We start from the raw sequence: 17,045 nt of genomic DNA, 5'->3' as shown, positions 1-17,045 counted from the left end.
TCATCACTTTATTGACTCTATTTTATCACCTGAAATCGCTTTCCAAAATAGAAAAATGTCTCAAGAATATGGTAAAATGTTAGGTAGGAGGTAGCACATGTTAGTTTTTTCAGAATACCAGACTGGAACAATCGACCTTGCCCTAAGCTTTTATGGATATGAGGAATGCACACCTAATTACTCTTTTGGTCCAGCCATTCGTGATACATACGTCCTACATTACATTACTAAAGGACAAGGAAAATTTCATTACAAGGGTAAAATTGTTGATTTAAAAGAAGGAGATTTCTTTCTATTAAAACCAGAGGAACTAACCTTTTATCAAGCAGATAGTAAAGAACCTTGGGCCTACTACTGGTTAGGAATCACTGGAGGGAAAGCCCCTGATTATTTTGCTCTTTCCCAAATTTCTGATCAATCCTATCTCATCCAATCTGAAACTTGTCATACCCAGACTACTGCAAAACTCATCTCAGACATTGTCCGCTTCGCTCAGATTACAAAATCAAGTGAATTAGCTCAACTCCATATCATGGGACAACTTCATGAACTGATGTTTCATCTGGGAACTATTGCTCCCAATCAGAAAAAAAAGAATATTTCATCAACCCACCAACTCTATCTTGAATGCAAACGATTAATTGATAGCCACTATCCTCAATCACTTACAATTCAAGATTTAGCAAAAGAACTATCCGTTCACAGAAGCTACTTATCAAGCGTATTCAAAGAATTTAATACCTTATCACCCAAAGAATACCTACTCTACGTTCGAATGCACCGAGCTAGACAACTTCTCGAAAATACCCAAGAGTCCATCAAGGTAATTGCATACTCGGTAGGTTTTTCAGATCCACTCCATTTTTCGAAAGCTTATAAACAATACTTTAATCAGACTCCAAGTCATACAAGAAAAGAATACTCTCAATACCAACTAGTAAGAAAGGCAACATTATGAAATCCTACCAAGCTGTCTACCAAATCCTATCTAAAGAAACCGACTATATCAGCGGAGAAAAAATCGCAGAAAAACTATCCCTAAGCCGAACAGCAATTTGGAAAGCCATCAAGCGACTAGAACAAGAAGGCATTGAAATTGATAGTATCAAAAATAGAGGATATAAACTGATGAATGGTGACCTTATTCTTCCAGAGATTCTAGAAGAAAATCTTCCAATTAAAGTCAGCTTTAAACCCGAAACAAAATCAACACAACTAGATGCAAAAGAAGCAATTGATTTAGGCCATGAAGCAAATACCCTCTATCTAGCTTCCTATCAAACAGCAGGCCGAGGCCGTTTTCAACGTTCCTTCTACTCACCACAAGGTGGTATTTATATGACACTCCATCTTAAACCAAATCTCCCCTATGACAAATTACCATCCTACACACTACTTGTAGCTGGAGCTGTCTACAAAGCCATTAAGAACCTAACTTTAATAGATGTCGACATAAAATGGGTCAATGATATCTATCTAAACAATCATAAAATTGGAGGAATCCTTACTGAAGCAATGACCTCTGTAGAAACTGGCTTAGTCACAGATATCATTATTGGAGTAGGTATCAATTTCACTATTAAAGACTTCCCTCAGGAATTAAAAGAAAAAGCTGCCAGCTTATTTAAAGCTACAGCTCCTATAACAAGGAATGAATTGATCATAGAAATCTGGCGTGCTTTCTTCGAAACACCAGCAGAAGAGCTATTATACCTATACAAAAAACAGTCATTCATTCTAGGAAAAGAAGTCACTTTCACACTAGAGCAAAAAGACTACAAGGGACTTGCTAAAGACATCTCAGAAAATGGAAAACTTTTAGTTCAATGTGATAACGGAAAAGAAATCTGGCTAAATAGTGGCGAAATTTCTCTCAATAGTTGGAAGTAAAATAACACAATTATAATATAAACGATATAAAAATAACTTCAGATTAGTAATTCAATTAAGTTTTACGGATCTGAAGTTTTATTGTCTCTAAAAACAAAAAAGAGAGTTACAAACTCTCATTAAAACGGGCTCTATAATATTTGTAGTGGGTAAATTCCCTATGGATATTATGGAGCCTATTTTGTGTAGAAAAAAAGTCCCATATGACCTATAATGAAAAGCGACAAAACAACTCATTAGAAAGAATCATATGGAACAATTACATTTTATCACAAAATTACTAGACATTAAAGACCCAAACATCAAGATTCTAGATATCATCAATATGGATACCCACAAAGAAATTATCGCTAAGCTGGATTATGAGGCTCCATCTTGCCCTGATTGTGGAAGTCTAATGAAGAAAAAGGAACCAGAGAAATTTTTCGGACTTATTGAGGACAATCTTAAGCAGGTTCATCCTATTTTTCAGACTGTCTTTAAAATCTTCCTCAAAGATAAAGAAAAGATTGTCAACGCCCTTCAACTACACTATTCTAACGCCAAACTGGAAGCGACCAATAATCTCATCAAACTTATCAAGTGCAATGCCTTTGGTTTTCGAAACTTTGAAAACTTTAAAAAACGGATTTTTATCGCTTTGAACATCAAAAAAGAAAGGACGAAATTTGTCCTTTCTCGAGCTTAGCTTTTCTTCAACCCACTACAGTTGACAAAGAGCCATAAAAATAACTTCAGATTAGTAATTCAATTAAGTTTTACGGATCTGAAGCTTTATTGTCTCTAAAAATAAAAAAGAGAGTTACAAACTCTCATTAAAACGGAGAATAAGGGATTCGAACCCTTGCGCCAGTTACCCGACCTAACGATTTAGCAAACCGTCCTCTTCAGCCTCTTGAGTAATTCTCCAATTAATGGGCACGAGTGGACTCGAACCACCGACCTCACGCTTATCAGGCGTGCGCTCTAACCACCTGAGCTACGCGCCCAAGTTAAAAAACTTGGTAATTTGAACAAAGTTCAAAGCGGGTGACGAGAATCGAACTCGCGACAACAGCTTGGAAGGCTGTAGTTTTACCACTAAACTACACCCGCATAAATACTATCAATAAAATGGCGCGAGACGGAATCGAACCGCCGACACATGGAGCTTCAATCCATTGCTCTACCAACTGAGCTACCGAGCCTTATTGCGGGAGCAGGATTTGAACCTACGACCTTCGGGTTATGAGCCCGACGAGCTACCGAGCTGCTCCATCCCGCGTTAATAATATAAAAGGAGGATGTGGGATTCGAACCCACGCACGCTTTTACACGCCTGACGGTTTTCAAGACCGTTCCCTTCAGCCGGACTTGGGTAATCCTCCAATATTCAAATGGACCTTGTAGGACTTGAACCTACGACCACTCGGTTATGAGCCGAGAGCTCTAACCAGCTGAGCTAAAGGTCCGACAAGATCATTATAGCGGCGAAGGGGATCGAACCCCCGACCTCCCGGGTATGAACCGGACGCTCTAGCCAGCTGAGCTACACCGCCATGAATCGGGAAGACAGGATTCGAACCTGCGACACCTTGGTCCCAAACCAAGTACTCTACCAAGCTGAGCTACTTCCCGAGTTAAATAGAAAAATGCACCCTAGAGGAGTCGAACCTCTAACCGCCTGATTCGTAGTCAGGTACTCTATCCAGTTGAGCTAAGGGTGCTCCATATTATGCCGAGGACCGGAATCGAACCGGTACGATCGTTACCAATCGCAGGATTTTAAGTCCTGTGCGTCTGCCAGTTCCGCCACCCCGGCCTCTCTAAGCGAACGACGGGATTCGAACCCGCGACCCCCACCTTGGCAAGGTGGTGTTCTACCACTGAACTACGTTCGCACTGTTTTCTTCTATCTAAAAATGCCGGCTACATGACTTGAACACGCGACCCTCTGATTACAAATCAGATGCTCTACCAACTGAGCTAAGCCGGCTCATTTGTTATATCTTAATGCGGGTTAAGGGACTTGAACCCCCACGCCGTTAAGCGCCAGATCCTAAATCTGGTGCGTCTGCCAATTCCGCCAAACCCGCATATATGACCCGTACTGGGCTCGAACCAGTGACCCATTGATTAAAAGTCAATTGCTCTACCAACTGAGCTAACGAGTCTAAAATAACTTGCGTTACCTTAAACGGTCCCGACGGGAATCGAACCCGCGATCTTCGCCGTGACAGGGCGACGTGATAACCGCTACACTACGGGACCTTTGGGAGTTAACGGGATCGAACCGCTGACCCTCTGCTTGTAAGGCAGATGCTCTCCCAGCTGAGCTAAACTCCCTAGAGCTAAGCGACTTCCCTATCTCACAGGGGGCAACCCCCAACTACTTCCGGCGTTCTAGGGCTTAACTTCTGTGTTCGGTATGGGTACAGGTGTATCTCCTAGGCTATCGTCACTTAACTCTGAGTAATACCTACTCAAAATTGAATATCTATTCAATTCAAGAAAACCGTTCGCTTTCATATTCTCAGTTACTTTGGATAAGTCCTCGAGCTATTAGTATTAGTCCGCTACATGTGTCGCCACACTTCCACTTCTAACCTATCTACCTGATCATCTCTCAGGGCTCTTACTGATATATAATCATGGGAAATCTCATCTTGAGGTGGGTTTCACACTTAGATGCTTTCAGCGTTTATCCCTTCCCTACATAGCTACCCAGCGATGCCTTTGGCAAGACAACTGGTACACCAGCGGTAAGTCCACTCTGGTCCTCTCGTACTAGGAGCAGATCCTCTCAAATTTCCTACGCCCGCGACGGATAGGGACCGAACTGTCTCACGACGTTCTGAACCCAGCTCGCGTGCCGCTTTAATGGGCGAACAGCCCAACCCTTGGGACCGACTACAGCCCCAGGATGCGACGAGCCGACATCGAGGTGCCAAACCTCCCCGTCGATGTGAACTCTTGGGGGAGATAAGCCTGTTATCCCCAGGGTAGCTTTTATCCGTTGAGCGATGGCCCTTCCATACGGAACCACCGGATCACTAAGCCCGACTTTCGTCCCTGCTCGAGTTGTAGCTCTCGCAGTCAAGCTCCCTTATACCTTTACACTCTGCGAATGATTTCCAACCATTCTGAGGGAACCTTTGGGCGCCTCCGTTACCTTTTAGGAGGCGACCGCCCCAGTCAAACTGCCCGTCAGACACTGTCTCCGATAGGGATCACCTATCTGGGTTAGAGTGGCCATAACACAAGGGTAGTATCCCAACAGCGTCTCCTTCGAAACTGGCGTCCCGATCTCTTAGACTCCTACCTATCCTGTACATGTGGTACAGACACTCAATATCAAACTGCAGTAAAGCTCCATGGGGTCTTTCCGTCCTGTCGCGGGTAACCTGCATCTTCACAGGTACTAAAATTTCACCGAGTCTCTCGTTGAGACAGTGCCCAAATCATTACGCCTTTCGTGCGGGTCGGAACTTACCCGACAAGGAATTTCGCTACCTTAGGACCGTTATAGTTACGGCCGCCGTTTACTGGGGCTTCAATTCATACCTTCGCTTACGCTAAGCACTCCTCTTAACCTTCCAGCACCGGGCAGGCGTCACCCCCTATACATCATCTTACGATTTAGCAGAGAGCTGTGTTTTTGATAAACAGTTGCTTGGGCCTATTCACTGCGGCTGACTTTAAGTCAGCACCCCTTCTCCCGAAGTTACGGGGTCATTTTGCCGAGTTCCTTAACGAGAGTTCTCTCGCTCACCTGAGGCTACTCGCCTCGACTACCTGTGTCGGTTTGCGGTACGGGTAGAGTATGTTTAAACGCTAGAAGCTTTTCTTGGCAGTGTGACGTCACTAACTTCGCTACTAAACTTCGCTCCCCATCACAGCTCAATGTTATAGAATTAAGCATTTGACTCAATTCACACCTCACTGCTTAGACAGACTCTTCCAATCGTCTGCTTTAGTTAGCCTACTGCGTCCCTCCATCACTACATACTCTAGTACAGGAATATCAACCTGTTGTCCATCGGATACACCTTTCGGTCTCTCCTTAGGTCCCGACTAACCCAGGGCGGACGAGCCTTCCCCTGGAAACCTTAGTCTTACGGTGGACAGGATTCTCACCTGTCTTTCGCTACTCATACCGGCATTCTCACTTCTATGCGTTCCAGCACTCCTCACGGTATACCTTCATCACACATAGAACGCTCTCCTACCATACCTATAAAGGTATCCACAGCTTCGGTAAATTGTTTTAGCCCCGGTACATTTTCGGCGCAGGGTCACTCGACTAGTGAGCTATTACGCACTCTTTGAATGAATAGCTGCTTCTAAGCTAACATCCTAGTTGTCTGTGCAACCCCACATCCTTTTCCACTTAACAATTATTTTGGGACCTTAGCTGGTGGTCTGGGCTGTTTCCCTTTCGACTACGGATCTTAGCACTCGCAGTCTGACTGCCGACCATAATTCATTGGCATTCGGAGTTTATCTGAGATTGGTAATCCGGGATGGACCCCTCACCCAAACAGTGCTCTACCTCCAAGAATCTCTAATGTCGACGCTAGCCCTAAAGCTATTTCGGAGAGAACCAGCTATCTCCAAGTTCGTTTGGAATTTCTCCGCTACCCACAAGTCATCCAAGCACTTTTCAACGTGCCCTGGTTCGGTCCTCCAGTGCGTCTTACCGCACCTTCAACCTGCTCATGGGTAGGTCACATGGTTTCGGGTCTACGTCATGATACTAAGGCGCCCTATTCAGACTCGGTTTCCCTACGGCTCCGTCTCTTCAACTTAACCTCGCATCATAACGTAACTCGCCGGTTCATTCTACAAAAGGCACGCTCTCACCCATTAACGGGCTCGAACTTGTTGTAGGCACACGGTTTCAGGTTCTATTTCACTCCCCTCCCGGGGTGCTTTTCACCTTTCCCTCACGGTACTGGTTCACTATCGGTCACTAGGGAGTATTTAGGGTTGGGAGATGGTCCTCCCAGATTCCGACGGGATTTCACGTGTCCCGCCGTACTCAGGATACTGCTAGGTACAAAGACTATTTTAAATACGAGGCTATTACTCTCTTTGGCTGATCTTCCCAAATCATTCTTCTATAATCTTTGAGTCCACATTGCAGTCCTACAACCCCGAAGAGTAAACTCTTCGGTTTGCCCTTCTGCCGTTTCGCTCGCCGCTACTAAGGCAATCGCTTTTGCTTTCTCTTCCTGCAGCTACTTAGATGTTTCAGTTCACTGCGTCTTCCTCCTCACATCCTTAACAGATGTGGGTAACAGGTATTACCTGTTGGGTTCCCCCATTCGGAAATCCATGGATCATCGCTTACTTACAGCTACCCAAGGCATATCGTCGTTTGTCACGTCCTTCGTCGGCTCCTAGTGCCAAGGCATCCACCGTGCGCCCTTATTAACTTAACCTTATTTTCTGACCTTTCAGTCATAAACTCTTATTAATACTACAGCGTTTTCGGTTTATTTTCTTGTTACTATTTGATATAGATATTCAATTTTCAATGTGCATTACTTGGTGATCTCTCACCAATGGAGCCTAGCGGGATCGAACCGCTGACCTCCTGCGTGCAAAGCAGGCGCTCTCCCAGCTGAGCTAAGGCCCCACAAGACCTCTCAAGACTAAACAAGACCAATGCGCAGTTCCTTATCCTTAGAAAGGAGGTGATCCAGCCGCACCTTCCGATACGGCTACCTTGTTACGACTTCACCCCAATCATCTATCCCACCTTAGGCGGCTGGCTCCTTACGGTTACCTCACCGACTTCGGGTGTTACAAACTCTCGTGGTGTGACGGGCGGTGTGTACAAGGCCCGGGAACGTATTCACCGCGGCGTGCTGATCCGCGATTACTAGCGATTCCGACTTCATGTAGGCGAGTTGCAGCCTACAATCCGAACTGAGACTGGCTTTAAGAGATTAGCTTGCCGTCACCGGCTTGCGACTCGTTGTACCAGCCATTGTAGCACGTGTGTAGCCCAGGTCATAAGGGGCATGATGATTTGACGTCATCCCCACCTTCCTCCGGTTTATTACCGGCAGTCTCGCTAGAGTGCCCAACTAAATGATGGCAACTAACAATAGGGGTTGCGCTCGTTGCGGGACTTAACCCAACATCTCACGACACGAGCTGACGACAACCATGCACCACCTGTCACCTCTGTCCCGAAGGAAAACTCTATCTCTAGAGTCGTCAGAGGGATGTCAAGACCTGGTAAGGTTCTTCGCGTTGCTTCGAATTAAACCACATGCTCCACCGCTTGTGCGGGCCCCCGTCAATTCCTTTGAGTTTCAACCTTGCGGTCGTACTCCCCAGGCGGAGTGCTTAATGCGTTAGCTACGGCACTAAACCCCGGAAAGGGTCTAACACCTAGCACTCATCGTTTACAGCGTGGACTACCAGGGTATCTAATCCTGTTTGCTCCCCACGCTTTCGAGCCTCAGCGTCAGTTACAAGCCAGAGAGCCGCTTTCGCCACCGGTGTTCCTCCATATATCTACGCATTTCACCGCTACACATGGAATTCCACTCTCCCCTCTTGCACTCAAGTTAAACAGTTTCCAAAGCCTACTATGGTTAAGCCACAGCCTTTAACTTCAGACTTATCTAACCGCCTGCGCTCGCTTTACGCCCAATAAATCCGGACAACGCTCGGGACCTACGTATTACCGCGGCTGCTGGCACGTAGTTAGCCGTCCCTTTCTGGTAAGATACCGTCACAGTGTGAACTTTCCACTCTCACACTCGTTCTTCTCTTACAACAGAGCTTTACGATCCGAAAACCTTCTTCACTCACGCGGCGTTGCTCGGTCAGACTTCCGTCCATTGCCGAAGATTCCCTACTGCTGCCTCCCGTAGGAGTCTGGGCCGTGTCTCAGTCCCAGTGTGGCCGATCACCCTCTCAGGTCGGCTATGTATCGTCGCCTTGGTGAGCCGTTACCCCACCAACTAGCTAATACAACGCAGGTCCATCTGGTAGTGATGCAAGTGCACCTTTTAAGCAAATGTCATGCAACATCTACTCTTATGCGGTATTAGCTATCGTTTCCAATAGTTATCCCCCGCTACCAGGCAGGTTACCTACGCGTTACTCACCCGTTCGCAACTCATCCAGAGAAGCAAGCTCCTCCTTCAGCGTTCTACTTGCATGTATTAGGCACGCCGCCAGCGTTCGTCCTGAGCCAGGATCAAACTCTCATTAAAAGTTTGAGTTCTCACTCATTTCTGTCACTGACAGATTTATTGTTTTTTTCATTGTTCAGTACTACAACTTATGTTGTAGCGCCCTGCACATTGGTTCGTCTTGTTCAGTTTTCAAAGGTCTTTGTCACTCGCTTCTCTCAAGCGACAACTATATTAGTATATCACAGCCGCTTTCGCTTGTCAACACTTTTTTGAAGATTTTTAAGCTTTTTTAAACTTTTTTTCATCAAGTGTTCCAACCGCAACATACCATAGTCCGTACGGGATTCGAACCCGTGTTACCGCCGTGAAAAGGCGGTGTCTTAACCCCTTGACCAACGGACCTGAGTTGTTATTTTCAACTCTTACTATTATACAGTCTTTTTATGTTTTGTCAACACCTTTTTTAAACTTTTTTTATTAATTTTACAACAGCTTCAGTTCGAGCTGTATGTGGGAACATATCGACCGACTGGATATAATGAAGATCATAGACTTCTACTAAGCGTACCAAATCACGAGCCAAGGTCGAAACATTACAAGAAATATAAACCATTTTTTCTGGTACATAAGTAAGAATAGTATCTAATAACTTATCATCCAGACCTGTACGTGGTGGGTCAACAATCAAAGCATCTGCTCGGTAGCCTTCCTTGTACCAACGAGGAATAATCTCTTCTGCCGTTCCAGCTTCATAATGAGTATTGTCAAATCCCATTCTTTTAGCATTTCGCTTGGCATCTTCAATAGCTTCTGGAATAATATCCATACCTCTGAGTGTTTTTACTTTCTTTGCAAAGGCAAATCCAATCGTTCCAACTCCACAATAAGCGTCAATCAAATGGTCTTCTTTATCAACATCCAGCGCTTTTACTGCTTCGCTATAGAGGACTTCTGTTTGCTCAGGATTTAGTTGATAAAAAGCTCGAGGGGATAGTGAAAATTCATAATTGAGTACACCTTCTTGAATACTCTCTTGCCCCCAGATAATCTCTGTCTTTTCACCATATATCTCACTGGTTTTAGCTGTATTTGTATTAACAGCTACTGTCACAACTTCTGGGAAATCTTTAACCAACTCTTTTACCAATTGAGTTAAATTAAGCTGGCGGTTTGTAACAATAATAATCTGAACCTGTCCGGTCTTTCTCGCGCGTCGGACCATAATAGTACGGACACCTAGAACTTTTCTCTCATCCGTGATTGGAATCTGGTGATAAGTAAGTAATTCTGCTAAGCGATTAGCAATCACTTGGGTTTCCTTATCTTGTACCAGGCAGTCTTTCAACTCTACTAAATAGTGAGAGTTTTGTGCATATAAGCCCGCCTTGACCTGATTTTTAAATTTTCGAGTCTGAAATTGTAACTTAGCTCTGTAATATTTTGGTTCCTGCATTCCAATAGTTGGACGAATTTCATAATTTTCATATCCTGCAGGAGCAAATTTTTTCAGCGCTTGATGAAGTAAGTCCGTCTTGAACTCCAGCTGCTTATCATAATGCAGGTGCATGATTTGGCAGCCTCCGCATTCATTATAAATAGTACAAGATGGCACAATTCGAAATTTAGACTTCTTGTTGACCTTCAGTAATTTTGCTTCAACAAAGTTGCGTCTAATAGAAGTAATCTGACAATAGATATCTTCGCCTTTGAGAGCTCCTGGTACAAAGACTAATGTTTTTTGGTAAAAGCCGATTCCCTCACCGTTAATTCCCATGCGCTTGATTTTTAATGGTATTTTTTGTTTCACTTTCAGATTCATACCCCTATCTTATCACATTTTGAGTTATAATAGAGCTATGAAAATCACAAAACTTGAAAAGAAAAAAAGACTCTATCTGATGGAGCTTGATAATGGCGACAAATGCTATATCACCGAAGATACAATTGTTCGTTTTATGTTATCGAGAGATAAGGTGATAAGCGAAGAGGAATTGAAAGAGATTCAAGACTTTGCTCAATTTTCTTATGGTAAGAATCTGGCCCTCTACCACTTATCCTTTAAAGCACGCACTGAAAAAGAAGTCAGAGAATATCTGAAAAAATACGATATTGATAAAAACATCGTTTCTCAAGTTATTGCTAATCTTAAAGAAGATAAGTGGATTAATGATGGTCAGTACGCTTATGCTATCATCAATGCCAATCAACTTTCAGGAGACAAGGGACCTTATGTACTGACTCAGAAATTAGCACAAAAAGGAATTTCAAAATCTACTATAGAAGAAATCTTGAATGATTTTGATTTTTCGGAAGTTGCTCAACGTGTAGCCAATAAACTATTGAAAAAATATGAGGGAAAACTTCCAGCTCGTGCCCTGCAAGATAAGATTATCCAGAACTTGACTAACAAGGGCTTCTCTTATTTTGATGCTAAAATTGCCTTTGACGAATTGGATAGTCAAGTTGATGAAGAAACGACTCAGGAACTCATCTTCAAGGAACTTGATAAGCAATATACTAAGTATGCCCGAAAGTATGAAGGATACGAACTGAAGCAGCGTTTAACTCAAGTTTTAGCACGAAAGGGCTACGATTTTTCGGATATAGCAAGCGCTCTTAGAGAATATCTTTAATATTTCCAAGTGAAATTCACAGATTTTAGGTAATTTTATGGTACAATAGTAAATGATAAACTTATAAATTGTAGAAAGTTGGTTAGTTATGAAGCTTCCAAAAGAAGGCGACTTTATTACAATTCAAAGTTATAAGCATGATGGGAGTCTCCACCGAACTTGGCGGGACACCATGGTACTAAAAACAACAGAAAACGCCATTATTGGTGTCAACGATCATACACTTGTTACCGAAAGTGATGGTCGTCGTTGGGTCACTCGAGAACCGGCTATTGTTTACTTTCACAAGAAATATTGGTTTAATATCATTGCCATGATTCGTGATAATGGAACTTCTTACTATTGCAATATGGCTAGCCCCTACTATCTGGATGAAGAAGCACTGAAGTATATTGATTACGATTTGGATGTTAAAATTTTTACAGATGGGGAAAAACGTCTCTTGGACGTTGAAGAGTACGAGCGTCACAAACGCAAAATGAATTATTCTGATGACTTGGACTATATTTTAAAAGAACATGTCAAAATTCTTGTTGATTGGATTAACAATGGACGTGGTCCTTTCTCAGAAGCCTATGTAAACATTTGGTACAAGCGCTATGTAGAACTAAAGAATCGGTAAAGTTGTCAAAGGTCAGGAACAAAATCCTGACCTTGTTTTTTTGGTAGTATAAAATAAATTGTGTAAACACAAAAAGGAATAAATCCATTATAGCAGAGTTACAACACATTTCTATAAAGAAATTTATTCCTACGACTCAGTTTGGCATGCTTAACTTCCTAACTCAAAAACAAAGCATCGATTAATTTATCCGTTCTTCTTTTGAAACAGATTTGAACTGATAATTGCTCGTTTTAATTTAAGAAGCTCTTTTGAGCAAAACTTCATTTTTTTAAGAGTCCAACAATTTCTGTCTATCGCTTTTCTACTAGCAAAAAACCTACCTTGAGGCAAGTTTTCATTTATATATCTAATTTCGTAACAGTATAGTAAAATGAAATAAGGACAGTCAAATCGATTTCTAACAATGTTTTAGAAGTAGAGGTGTACTATTCTAGTTTCAATCTACTATAAATTTGATATGAGAATAGTCTTTCTCAACATCCTTATCCAACAAGCATGCTGTGGCGTCCTTCTTAACTTGAACCAGGTCAATATTCTGGGCTTGGGCTGCATAGACGCAGCCACAATAACATTGACGATAGATATCATACTCCTCACACATCTCTACTGAACGTTTGTAGCCTTGATTTTTCTTGAAATCGTTGGGAAGATAGTGGGTCGTGTAAATTTTTTGCACATCGATTCCGATGCTATTGATGGTTTGAGAATTCTTATGAGGACTGATGGTCAAGGCTGAACCAAAGTAGTCAAAGCCCAAGTCCATAGCCACTTGCGCTGTTTTATCCAGTCGGTAGTCAAAACAAACCTTGCAACGGTCGCCACCTTCGGGCTCCTCCTCTAGTCCCCTAACTAGTTTTCGGTATTAATTGGGTTCGTAGGGAGCTTCTAGGTACTGAACCGTATTTCCTGTCCGATCATTAAAATCACTAACAAATTTCTTGATGACATAGACCCGCTTATGGTATTCTACTTTGGGATGGATATTAGAATTGGCAAAATAGATGGTCACATCTGCATACTTGGTCAAATATTCTAGTGTATAGGTACTACAAGGGGCACAGCAAACATGCACGAGAATGGTTGGCCGCTGCTCATTTTTCTCCCATGCTTGTACCATTTTCTGCATGACACGGTCATAATTAATCTTCTGATTGGGGGGCATCTTGCACAGAATTTCTTCTACATCGATCATGTTCTTCTCCTTTTTCTAGTCTTATTTTATCATATAAGTTAGAAGAGCTCAAATCAATTTAGAAGTGAATATTATAAAAAGAAGGGTTAGTCATTCCCTCCTTTTGTGTTTTTTATAAGTTGTTTTCTATAGAAAGCTTACATCATCCCGCCCATCATACTTGGATCCATTGCTGGAGCTGGGGCTACTGGTTCTGGTTTATTGGCTACGACTGCTTCTGTTGTCAAAATCAAGCTGGCTACAGATGCTGCATTTTGTAGGGCTGAACGACTCACTTTAACTGGATCAATGATACCTTGATCAATCATGTTAACCCACTCGCCAGTTGCTGCGTTGAATCCTATACCAAGCTCAGCATTTTTCAAACGATCGATAACGATAGATCCTTCAAATCCTGCATTGTGAGCAATTTGACGAACGGGTTCTTCCAAAGCACGGAGAACAATATTACGTCCTGTTGCTTCATCTCCTGTCAATTCCAAGGTAGCAACAGCTGGAATCACATTTGCAAGAGCTGTTCCACCACCTGCAACAATACCTTCTTCAACAGCTGCACGAGTAGCGTTGAGGGCATCTTCAATGCGGAGTTTCATTTCTTTCAACTCAGTTTCAGTTGCGGCTCCGACCTTAATAACCGCTACACCACCTGACAATTTGGCCAAGCGTTCTTGCAATTTTTCACGGTCAAATTCAGAAGTTGTAGTTTCGATTTGAGACTTGATAACCGCAACACGGTGAGAAATCGCTTCAGGATTTCCTGCACCTTCTACAATAACCGTGCTATCTTTGTCCACGGTCACTCTCGCTGCTTGACCAAGAGCTTCAATTGTCGCATCTTTCAACTCAAGACCAAGGTCTTCTGTGATAACTGTTCCGCCTGTTAAGATGGCGATATCTTCAAGCATGGCTTTGCGACGGTCACCAAAACCAGGTGCCTTGACTGCTACTACGTTGAAGGTTCCACGAATCTTGTTCAAAACAAGAGTTGGAAGAGCCTCGCCATCCACATCATCCGCAATAATCAAGAGTGGACGATTGCTTTGGAGAATGCTTTCCAAAAGTGGCAAGATTTCTTGGATATTGGAAATTTTCTTGTCTGTAATCAAAATGTACGGATTTTCAAGGTCAGCCACCATTTTTTCGCTATCAGTCACCATGTACTGTGAAAGGTAACCACGGTCAAACTGCATTCCTTCTACGACTTCAAGCTCTGTTTCCATACCACGTGACTCTTCGATGGTGATGACACCGTCTTTGCCAACTTTTTCCATTGCTTCAGAGATGTACTCACCAACTTTTTCAGAACGAGAAGATACGGCTGCAACTTGAGCGATAGCTTCTTTATTGGCAACAGGGATGGCGTTGTTTTTCAAAGCTTCAACTGCTGCGGCAACTGCTGTTTCAATCCCACGACGAATACCGATTGGATTTGCACCTGCTGTGACGTTTTTGATTCCTTCACGGACGATTGCTTGGGTCAAAACAGTTGCAGTTGTAGTTCCATCACCTGCGATATCATTGGTTTTTGAAGCCACTTCTGATACCAATTTGGCACCCATATTTTCAAAATGGTCTTCTAATTCAATTTCTTTGGCAATAGTCACACCGTCATTGGTAATCAATGGTGAGCCAAATGATTTTTCAAGAACGACATTGCGACCTTTTGGTCCCAAGGTTACTTTAACAGTGTCTGCAAGGATATCGACACCACGGACCATAGCTGAACGGGCATCTGATGAAAATTTAATTTCTTTTGACATACTTACTTTCTCCTTCTATTCTTCAATGATTGCCAAGATGTTAGCTTCGCCTACGATGATGTACTTTTCATCGCCATCTTTGACATCAAGACCTGCGTGGGCTTCAACTAAGACACGGTCTCCAGTTTTAACACTTGGAGCAACCAAGTCACCGTTCAAGGTACGAACACCTTGTCCAGTAGCCACAACTTGGGCTGTTTTGGTTTTTTCTTGGGCTGAACCTGCGAGAACAAAGCCCCCAACGGTTTGTTCTTTTTCTTCTATTTTTAAGACCACACGGTCCCCTAATGGTTTCAACATCTGATTTCCTCCATAATGAGATAGATATTATTAGCACTCTTTATACCTGAGTGCTAATTCATAGTTCTATTGTATCACTTAGTCAGAAATAATCAAGAAAAAAGTCTGACTTTCTCAAGATAAAAAGCCTGAGACCAACTCAGACTTTTTAATGTTTATACTCAATGAAAATCAAAGAGCAAACTAGGAAGCTAGCCGCAAGCTGCTCAAAGCATTGCTTTGATGTTGTGGATAAAGCTAACGTGGTTTGAAGAGATTTTCGAAGAGTATTAAAATGGCAATTCTTCCTCTTCCAAGACTAAATCTGCCAAATCTTGGCCTGCATTATTTTCACGCATGGCACGTTGAGCACGACTTTCCAAGAGTTGGAATCCTGTTACAAGTACTTCGGTCACGTAGTTCATTTGGCCATTTTTCTCAAAGCGACGGGTACGCAATTCTCCATCAACGGAAATGAGACTACCTTTGGTTGCGTAGCTTGCCAAAGTTTCTGCTAGTCTGCCCCATAGGACCATATTGACAAAATCAGCTTCACGTTCACCGTTTTGGTCTTTGTAACGACGGTTCACAGCGATAGTTGCTCGCGCTACCGACTTGTCATTGTTGGTTTTGTGCAATTCTGGTGTAGACGTTAAACGCCCAATCATGATAACTTTATTATACATATTTTCTTCCTCCTACTTATCTATTCGTAGGAAATCAAAAAAAGTTACAGAAATTTGTAACTTTTCGAGGAAATTTCTTATTTTTTATGAATCATGAAACCTGTCGCCTGTTGATTGGCCATAATGGTCATATCTGTAATCTGAACACGGCGAGGCTGACTGGTCACATAGACTACTGTGTCTGCAATATCCTGAGCTTGCAAGGCTTCTATTCCTTGGTAAACGGACGCAGCTCGCTCTTTATCACCATGAAAACGAACAGTTGAGAAATCTGTTTCGACAATCCCAGGCTGAATGGTTGTCACCTTGATATCCGTTGCGATGGTATCAATTCGCAGTCCATCCGAAAAGGTCTTAACCGCAGCCTTGGTAGCTGAGTAAACAGCGGCACCAGCATAGGCGTAGATTCCTGCGGTTGACCCCATATTGATAATATGACCTTGATTGACTTTTATCATTGCTGGCAAGAAACAGCGAGTAACCGCCATCAGACCTTTAACATTGGTATCCAACATGGTCAACATATCCAACTCCTCATAGTCTTGATAGGGAGCCAAGTCAAGAGCCAGTCCGGCGTTGTTGACCAAGATATCAATCCTCCCTATCGTTTCTAGAATATCAGAGCAAACAGTCTTCACCATGACCATATCCGTCACATCTAGTGGAAAAGTCCAGACGGTTTGATTTGGAAAGCTTACTGCAAACTCCGACTTGAGGATTTCTAATCTGTCTATCCGTCGTCCTGTTAGAACGACATCCTCACCCTGCTCCAGATAAGCACGCGCAATCGCTTCACCGATTCCTGAGGTTGCTCCCGTAATCACTACATTTTTTGCCATCT

The 17,045-nt window shown here is 42.9% G+C and carries 9 protein-coding genes, 19 tRNA genes, 3 rRNA genes and 2 pseudogenes; 5 read left to right on the top strand and 28 right to left on the bottom strand.

All coding sequences use genetic code 11. The features are described 5' to 3' along the window. Positions 1–97 precede the first annotated feature (97 nt). From AT689_RS04595 to AT689_RS13405, 3 genes and pseudogenes are all read left to right on the top strand, one after another. Positions 98–958 (top strand): AraC family transcriptional regulator, encoded by an 861-nt coding sequence (locus AT689_RS04595; RefSeq protein ID WP_000959957.1) that lies wholly within the window; start codon positions 98–100, stop codon positions 956–958. Then, the gene (gene birA / locus AT689_RS04590; RefSeq protein ID WP_000844505.1) at positions 955–1,890 is read left to right on the top strand and encodes a bifunctional biotin--[acetyl-CoA-carboxylase] ligase/biotin operon repressor BirA; all 936 of its coding nucleotides are present in this window, start codon (positions 955–957) and stop codon (positions 1,888–1,890) included. Before AT689_RS04595 ends, birA begins: the two co-directional genes overlap by 4 nt. Before the next feature lie 400 nt (positions 1,891–2,290). Further along, positions 2,291–2,578 (top strand): annotated as a pseudogene (locus AT689_RS13405) (ISL3 family transposase); the annotation flags it as partial. A gap of 133 nt (positions 2,579–2,711) precedes the next feature. Here AT689_RS13405 and AT689_RS04580 read toward each other — a convergent pair. The 23 genes from AT689_RS04580 to rlmD form a co-directional block, all read right to left on the bottom strand. Next, positions 2,712–2,799: transfer RNA gene (locus tag AT689_RS04580), tRNA-Ser, on the bottom strand. A 6-nt stretch (positions 2,800–2,805) separates the two neighbouring features. Then, positions 2,806–2,879, bottom strand: a tRNA-Ile gene (locus tag AT689_RS04575). A gap of 35 nt (positions 2,880–2,914) precedes the next feature. Then, a tRNA-Gly gene (locus AT689_RS04570) sits at positions 2,915–2,985 on the bottom strand. Between the two features lie 19 nt (positions 2,986–3,004). Further along, a tRNA-Phe gene (locus tag AT689_RS04565) sits at positions 3,005–3,077 on the bottom strand. Positions 3,078–3,080: 3 nt separating this feature from the next. Then, positions 3,081–3,154, bottom strand: a tRNA-Met gene (locus AT689_RS04560). A gap of 13 nt (positions 3,155–3,167) precedes the next feature. Next, positions 3,168–3,257: transfer RNA gene (locus AT689_RS04555), tRNA-Ser, on the bottom strand. A 10-nt stretch (positions 3,258–3,267) separates the two neighbouring features. Further along, positions 3,268–3,341, bottom strand: a tRNA-Ile gene (locus tag AT689_RS04550). 13 nt (positions 3,342–3,354) lie between these two features. Then, a tRNA-Met gene (locus AT689_RS04545) sits at positions 3,355–3,428 on the bottom strand. Between the two features lie 5 nt (positions 3,429–3,433). Then, positions 3,434–3,507 (bottom strand) — tRNA-Pro (locus AT689_RS04540). 15 nt (positions 3,508–3,522) lie between these two features. After that, positions 3,523–3,596 (bottom strand) — tRNA-Arg (locus AT689_RS04535). Between the two features lie 9 nt (positions 3,597–3,605). Further along, positions 3,606–3,691: transfer RNA gene (locus AT689_RS04530), tRNA-Leu, on the bottom strand. Positions 3,692–3,698: 7 nt separating this feature from the next. Continuing rightward, positions 3,699–3,770 (bottom strand) — tRNA-Gly (locus AT689_RS04525). Between the two features lie 22 nt (positions 3,771–3,792). Then, positions 3,793–3,865: transfer RNA gene (locus AT689_RS04520), tRNA-Thr, on the bottom strand. Positions 3,866–3,883: 18 nt separating this feature from the next. Beyond that, a tRNA-Leu gene (locus tag AT689_RS04515) sits at positions 3,884–3,965 on the bottom strand. A gap of 5 nt (positions 3,966–3,970) precedes the next feature. Next, positions 3,971–4,043 (bottom strand) — tRNA-Lys (locus AT689_RS04510). Between the two features lie 24 nt (positions 4,044–4,067). Further along, positions 4,068–4,140: transfer RNA gene (locus AT689_RS04505), tRNA-Asp, on the bottom strand. Positions 4,141–4,142: 2 nt separating this feature from the next. After that, positions 4,143–4,215 (bottom strand) — tRNA-Val (locus tag AT689_RS04500). Positions 4,216–4,219: 4 nt separating this feature from the next. Next, positions 4,220–4,335: ribosomal RNA gene (gene rrf / locus AT689_RS04495) — 5S ribosomal RNA — on the bottom strand. A 76-nt stretch (positions 4,336–4,411) separates the two neighbouring features. Next, a 23S ribosomal RNA gene (locus AT689_RS04490) occupies positions 4,412–7,313 on the bottom strand. Between the two features lie 124 nt (positions 7,314–7,437). Then, positions 7,438–7,510: transfer RNA gene (locus AT689_RS04485), tRNA-Ala, on the bottom strand. 51 nt (positions 7,511–7,561) lie between these two features. After that, positions 7,562–9,107, bottom strand: a 16S ribosomal RNA gene (locus tag AT689_RS04480). The 16S, 23S and 5S rRNA genes sit together here with 19 tRNA genes alongside, the layout of an rRNA operon. A 252-nt stretch (positions 9,108–9,359) precedes the next feature. Continuing rightward, positions 9,360–9,431, bottom strand: a tRNA-Glu gene (locus AT689_RS04475). 61 nt (positions 9,432–9,492) lie between these two features. Continuing rightward, positions 9,493–10,848, bottom strand: coding sequence for a 23S rRNA (uracil(1939)-C(5))-methyltransferase RlmD (rlmD, locus tag AT689_RS04470; protein WP_001050309.1), 1,356 nt, complete (start codon positions 10,846–10,848; stop codon positions 9,493–9,495). Between the two features lie 37 nt (positions 10,849–10,885). Between rlmD and recX the strand changes: the two genes are divergently transcribed. Then, complete coding sequence (recX, locus tag AT689_RS04465) at positions 10,886–11,662, top strand: recombination regulator RecX (protein WP_000705093.1); 777 nt, start codon at positions 10,886–10,888, stop codon at positions 11,660–11,662. An 88-nt stretch (positions 11,663–11,750) separates the two neighbouring features. Beyond that, positions 11,751–12,284 carry a nucleoside tri-diphosphate phosphatase gene (gene ntdP, locus AT689_RS04460; RefSeq protein ID WP_000775321.1) on the top strand — a complete coding sequence of 178 codons (534 nt, stop codon included), beginning with the start codon at positions 11,751–11,753 and terminating at the stop codon, positions 12,282–12,284. Positions 12,285–12,723: 439 nt separating this feature from the next. On the opposite strand, the pseudogene AT689_RS12965 reads toward ntdP, so the two are convergent. From AT689_RS12965 to AT689_RS04435, 5 genes and pseudogenes are all read right to left on the bottom strand, one after another. Then, positions 12,724–13,479: pseudogene (locus AT689_RS12965) on the bottom strand (epoxyqueuosine reductase QueH). Between the two features lie 137 nt (positions 13,480–13,616). Continuing rightward, positions 13,617–15,239: a chaperonin GroEL gene (gene groL / locus AT689_RS04450; protein WP_000031573.1), complete on the bottom strand. Its 1,623-nt coding sequence runs from the start codon at positions 15,237–15,239 to the stop codon at positions 13,617–13,619. A gap of 15 nt (positions 15,240–15,254) precedes the next feature. Next, positions 15,255–15,539, bottom strand: a complete 285-nt coding sequence (gene groES / locus AT689_RS04445) for a co-chaperone GroES (RefSeq protein WP_000917330.1) — start codon at positions 15,537–15,539, stop codon at positions 15,255–15,257. Between the two features lie 269 nt (positions 15,540–15,808). After that, a complete protein-coding gene (locus AT689_RS04440; protein ID WP_000282467.1) occupies positions 15,809–16,204 on the bottom strand; it encodes a single-stranded DNA-binding protein in 396 nt (131 codons plus the stop codon). 77 nt (positions 16,205–16,281) lie between these two features. Next, a complete protein-coding gene (locus tag AT689_RS04435; protein ID WP_001107757.1) occupies positions 16,282–17,043 on the bottom strand; it encodes an SDR family oxidoreductase in 762 nt (253 codons plus the stop codon). Between the last annotated feature and the right edge of the window lie 2 nt (positions 17,044–17,045).

The organism is Streptococcus pneumoniae, from assembly GCF_001457635.1.
Taxonomy (GTDB): Bacteria; Bacillota; Bacilli; order Lactobacillales; family Streptococcaceae; genus Streptococcus; species Streptococcus pneumoniae.
Note: the sequence above shows the minus strand (reverse complement) of the source record. Positions and strands in the feature narration are given on the sequence as shown.

Excerpts from the sequence above, each read along its gene's own strand:
- AT689_RS04595 (WP_000959957.1), top strand. The coding sequence starts at position 98 with ATGTTAGTTTTTTCAGAATACCAGACTGGAACAATCGACCTTGCCCTA.
- birA (WP_000844505.1), top strand. The coding sequence starts at position 955 with ATGAAATCCTACCAAGCTGTCTACCAAATCCTATCTAAAGAAACCGAC.
- rlmD (WP_001050309.1), bottom strand. The coding sequence starts at position 10,848 with ATGAATCTGAAAGTGAAACAAAAAATACCATTAAAAATCAAGCGCATG.
- recX (WP_000705093.1), top strand. The coding sequence starts at position 10,886 with ATGAAAATCACAAAACTTGAAAAGAAAAAAAGACTCTATCTGATGGAG.
- ntdP (WP_000775321.1), top strand. The coding sequence starts at position 11,751 with ATGAAGCTTCCAAAAGAAGGCGACTTTATTACAATTCAAAGTTATAAG.
- groL (WP_000031573.1), bottom strand. The coding sequence starts at position 15,239 with ATGTCAAAAGAAATTAAATTTTCATCAGATGCCCGTTCAGCTATGGTC.
- groES (WP_000917330.1), bottom strand. The coding sequence starts at position 15,539 with ATGTTGAAACCATTAGGGGACCGTGTGGTCTTAAAAATAGAAGAAAAA.
- AT689_RS04440 (WP_000282467.1), bottom strand. The coding sequence starts at position 16,204 with ATGTATAATAAAGTTATCATGATTGGGCGTTTAACGTCTACACCAGAA.
- AT689_RS04435 (WP_001107757.1), bottom strand. The coding sequence starts at position 17,043 with ATGGCAAAAAATGTAGTGATTACGGGAGCAACCTCAGGAATCGGTGAA.